Source organism: Lutibacter sp., from assembly GCF_040883305.1.
In the GTDB taxonomy this organism is placed as follows: domain Bacteria; phylum Bacteroidota; class Bacteroidia; order Flavobacteriales; family Flavobacteriaceae; genus Lutibacter.
The window spans coordinates 1-4,732 of record NZ_JBFLKT010000346.1; the positions used below are offsets into that span (position 1 = coordinate 1).

Consider the following 4,732-nt stretch of genomic DNA (forward strand, 5'->3'; position numbering starts at 1 on the left):
TAAACCTTCAATTATTTGGACAAAAGCATATGATAGAAAGTGTCGTTGATTTAGTTTCTGGAGATTCTATTTTTAATAACATTGCCTTGCTTGAACAAATGGAACGATTTACAACTGACAACAATAATGAGTGTGTTAAACATTTAATTTCATGTTTTGATAACAAAGAACTTGATACAATATATTTGCAGAATTACAAAGAAGGTTTGTTGCCAAATATAGTTGCAGTTAAATACGGGACACTATTCTCCGATTCTATTTATGTATTAGGTGCTCATTATGATAGCTACGAAAGTGGTGCACCTGCTGCTGATGATAATGCTTCCGGAACATCTAGCGTTATTGAAATAGCTCGCATTTTCTCAGATTCTGAATTTGAAAAAACAATTATGTTCGTGTTATTTTCCGGTGAAGAAATTGGACGCATTGGCAGTAAAGCCTTTATCGACAGTATGGTAAATAACAACGCTGAAATATCAAGCATGATAAATATGGATATGGTTTCATATGTGAATGATGGCGACAATCTAAGTGTAAGCATCTGTGTTAATAATTTATCCGAAAATTTAATGAATACATATGTGAATTCCTTAACTTCCTATGTTCCAGACTTGAAATATGTAGTAGATTCAACATCAATGATTGTTTCTGCAGGTGACCATTCATCATTCTGGGCTAAAAATATCCCTGCTATAATGCTAATCGACGAAATTGATTTATTTAGTAGTAATTTTAATAATCATATACATTCAAATAATGATATTCTTGGATTATCAGCTAATAGTAAGCTATTAACAGAGCTAATTACCAAATCCGTTGTAGTAACTTTAATTGATATTCTAAAAATAATTGAATAATAATACTGCCAACACCTCACAAAATTTATGCTTACATTTAAACTAAATAACAAACCGACAAACATTCAACAAACGATTTGCTTCGTCCGAAAAATCTCCGATTTTCCAGTCGCACAAATCTTATAAAAGCCCATTGTGTTTCGTAACTAAATAATAAAAGAAATGAGAATTAATCTTAAAAATATTGGTCACGTTACCGCTATTACATTAATGATATCTGGCTTACTAATTACGGGTATAGCTGCATTCACTGCATGGAGTTTAGCCCAACACCCAAGTGGACTTCTCGATATAATGTTAATGGTTATTGCTGCGTTGATAGCAATAGGTGTAGGTCTTTTTACTTTAGTGATTTTTAGCGCTTGGGTATTTGGTACTTTGGTACAACTTTATGGTTTTAAGGCTGTCTTTATAGCTATTGGAGCCGCTGCTGCTCTATTTTACATCGTAAGACAAGTAAATTTTTCCAATATCAATAGAGACCCCATTTCTATTGGAACAAGCGATGGAATAGTTTATAAAGAACCATCATTTGCAGAATCAATAGATACTATATTCAGCCCCAATTCTTCTGTACTACTTATAAGCAAGACAAATAGCATTTCAAATGGATATCCCTGGTTTATGGTAGCCTATAATGAATCTTCCAAAGGCTATATGTGGGGTGGAAATTTATGTGCTCAGGATATTTGGGTTAATGGTCTTAGTGGTCGCTGTCCATCCCACCAACAGAAAACAATTCTGACTTCATTTGATTGGAATAAAATAGATACTTCAACAAAGCACATTGATGTTATTGATGTAATCCAAAAAATGTTACCCGGTAGCTGGTACAACCCCTCATTCAGTTATACATTTAATCAGCAAGGAGAAATTTTAGATGAAGATAAAGTTATCGGTAGGTGGACTGTCGAAATAGATGAAGGTTCTAAACAACAAGTTTGGCTTACCCTTAAGGGAAATGATCAGAATTCTTGGATATCCAAGAAGCAGAGAATTAGGGGCCTTAATTCACTATGGTTAAACCTTAATGATGAGGCCTATAGCAGGATAGAGGAATCCAAATGGGGGTTTACCATTGCAGAGCGAATACAAATTGAGGGAGAAATTTTCAAATCAAAAGATCGTGCCAGAAAAGAAATCGAAAAGAAGTTTTCTGCCGATATGAAACATCCTCAGTTCTATAATCACCTTAACATACTAGAAAAAAAATATGCGAAGGAACTTTCCATAAAATACGGAATTCCAACAGCAACCCTTGATTCAATTGAGTGGAATTGGAGATAATTTAGTTTCTGCCTGGGAAAAATCAATCCGATATGCCAATAAAAATGAAAGCCAAAATGTAATTTTCAAAATTAGTTCTGTTTATAAAGACATATTAAGTGAGAAGGATATCCTTATCCAACTGCCATAGGAATATAATGCGAATATGAATTAAAATAACTATTGCTAACTTAAGCCGTGTATAATTAATTACGGCTGAATTTCCTCTCGGAAATTCAATCTTATTAATTATCTTTCGGTTGCGGCGGAAAATGACTGGCGTCCTTTCCCACAACTAATCAAACCCAAACAAGTTAGCTGCAAGCTAAAAATAGAAATTTAATGAAATTTAAACCTTTTCCAGAAATAAAAACAGAAAGACTTTTATTAAGAAAAATTGAATTGTCTGATTGTGAAGTCATCCTATTCTTACGTTCGGACAAGACGGTCACAAAATTCATTGAAAGACCTGAAAATAGAAGAACTAAAAATATATCTGATGCTATAAAATTTATAAAAGAGCTAAATGAATATATCGAAACAAATAAATCTATAACTTGGGGAATAACTTTAAAAAATGATCCTAACATTATTATCGGAACAATTTGTTTGTGGAATTTTTCTAAGAACAATAAAATTGCTGAAGTTGGTTATGATTTAGATCCTAAATTTCATAAAAAAGGGATAATGAATGAAGCTCTAAAAATGATTATTGATTTTGGATTTAAAGAATTAAAACTTGAAAAAATTGAGGCTTTTACGCATAATAAAAATGAGAATTCCAAAAGATTATTAGAAAAGAATGGATTTTATCTAATTAAGAATAGAAAAGATTTAGATAATGAATCTAATATTATTTTTGAACTTGAAAATGCCAACAGCTAAAAACGTATAAAATTATTGCTATATTTAATATGAATAATATTTTTAATTTACTATTTAACTATGAAACTTGATTTAGAATTTGTTCGCGCACAATTTCCAGCTTTTTCTGAGCCTTCTTTAAAGGGATGGGCTTTTTTTGAAAATGCTGGAGGATCCTATCCTTGTATTCAATTTATTAATCGATTAACCGATTTTTATATGAAAAACAAGGTGCAGGTCAACTATCCTTATCCTGCTTCAATGTTAGCTGGAGAATTAATGGAGGCTTCTTATAAGAGAATGGCTGATTACTTGAATGTTGACGATTCAGAAATTCATTTCGGTCCATCCACTACACAAAATATTTATGTGCTGGCAAACGCCATGAGTCCAATATTGAAGAACGGTGACGAAATCATTGTGTCTTGTCAAGATCATGAAGCAAATGCAGGTGCATGGAGAAAATTAGCCGATAAAGGAATTAAAATTATAGAATGGCATGTCAATTCGGAAACAGGATTATTGATTTTGGATGAATTGGAAGGCTTATTTTCTGACCGAACAAAAATGTTGGTTTTTCCGCATTGCTCGAATGTAATAGGTCACATTAATCCAGTTAAAGAAATTAGCCAAAGAGCTCATAAGCATGGGGCTTTATCTGTGGTGGATGGAGTTGCTTACGCTCCTCATGCTTTTCCTGATTTAAAAGATTTGGGTGCAGATATTTATCTTTTTTCATTGTACAAAACATATGGCCCTCATTTGGGAATGATGTATGTGAATAAAGAGCTGATAAGAAAGATGGAAAACCAATCTCACTTTTTCAAAGAAGGTATAACCAGAGCTATGTTAACGCCAGCAGGACCTGATCATGCTCAAATTGCAGCTGCTAGCGGAATATTGGATTATTTTGATGCGGTTTATAAACACCATTTTAATGAGAAAGCAGAACCTGCACAAAAAAACAGAGCGTTAACTAAATTATTTAATGAGCATGAAAAAGCACTTTTGGAGCGCTTACTTGATTTTTTAAAATCTCGTGATGATGTTCAAATAATAGGTCCTGATGATGCAGAAGTAAGAGCGGCAACTGTTTCTATTATTCCTAAAAATAGAACTCTTGATCAGGTTTATGCAACTTTAGTAAAACATCAAATAATGTTAGGGAAGGGCGATTTTTATGCGGTTCGTCCCCTTATAGATATGGATATTCCAAGAAAACCTGGCGTGTTGAGAATTTCTTTTTTGCATTACACCAGTATGGAGGAAATTGATCAGTTAATAGAGGCGTTAAAAGTTGCATTGTAAAATATACAAGTTAGTTTTTATCGTATCGTTAATAAATACATAACCTTAAATAACGAAAGGCTAACATTGGGTATAGTTTATTTTGGCATTTAGAAAAGTAGAAAAATAATTGCTAAGTTTAACGTTAATAACAAAAAACGAATACTAATATTTAAACAAGAAGTTAAGATGAATATAGAAAGTATAATTTTTAGTTACTTGCTCACATTTTTGGTTTTTTTAATTGTAGATATGTTGTGGTTAGGTGTTATCGCTAAAAGTATCTATCAAAAATACTTAGGAGGTTTTTTATCGGATAATGTTAATTGGACCGCAGCATTCATCTTTTACTTTATTTTTGTATTAGGAATTTCAATTTTCGCAATTTATCCATCGGTAAATAAAAACTCTGATAATAACGCAATTTTAATGGGTGCTTTATTTGGTTTTTTTACCTA

5 protein-coding genes are annotated in these 4,732 nt (G+C 32.2%); all 5 read left to right on the forward strand.

Annotated features, from left to right (window positions below; genetic code table 11):
- A partial coding sequence (locus AB1Z17_RS11155) for a M28 family metallopeptidase (protein WP_368051871.1) occupies positions 1–857 on the forward strand: 857 nt, incomplete at its 5' end.
- A 162-nt stretch (positions 858–1,019) separates the two neighbouring features.
- Positions 1,020–2,144 carry a hypothetical protein gene (locus tag AB1Z17_RS11160; RefSeq protein WP_368051872.1) on the forward strand — a complete coding sequence of 375 codons (1,125 nt, stop codon included), beginning with the start codon at positions 1,020–1,022 and terminating at the stop codon, positions 2,142–2,144.
- A gap of 321 nt (positions 2,145–2,465) precedes the next feature.
- Complete coding sequence (locus tag AB1Z17_RS11165; protein WP_368051873.1) at positions 2,466–3,008, forward strand: GNAT family N-acetyltransferase; 543 nt, start codon at positions 2,466–2,468, stop codon at positions 3,006–3,008.
- A 60-nt stretch (positions 3,009–3,068) separates the two neighbouring features.
- Positions 3,069–4,295 (forward strand): aminotransferase class V-fold PLP-dependent enzyme, encoded by a 1,227-nt coding sequence (locus AB1Z17_RS11170; RefSeq protein ID WP_368051874.1) that lies wholly within the window; start codon positions 3,069–3,071, stop codon positions 4,293–4,295.
- Positions 4,296–4,463: 168 nt separating this feature from the next.
- The coding region (locus tag AB1Z17_RS11175; protein WP_368051875.1) for a DUF2177 family protein at positions 4,464–4,732 on the forward strand (269 nt) is incomplete at its 3' end.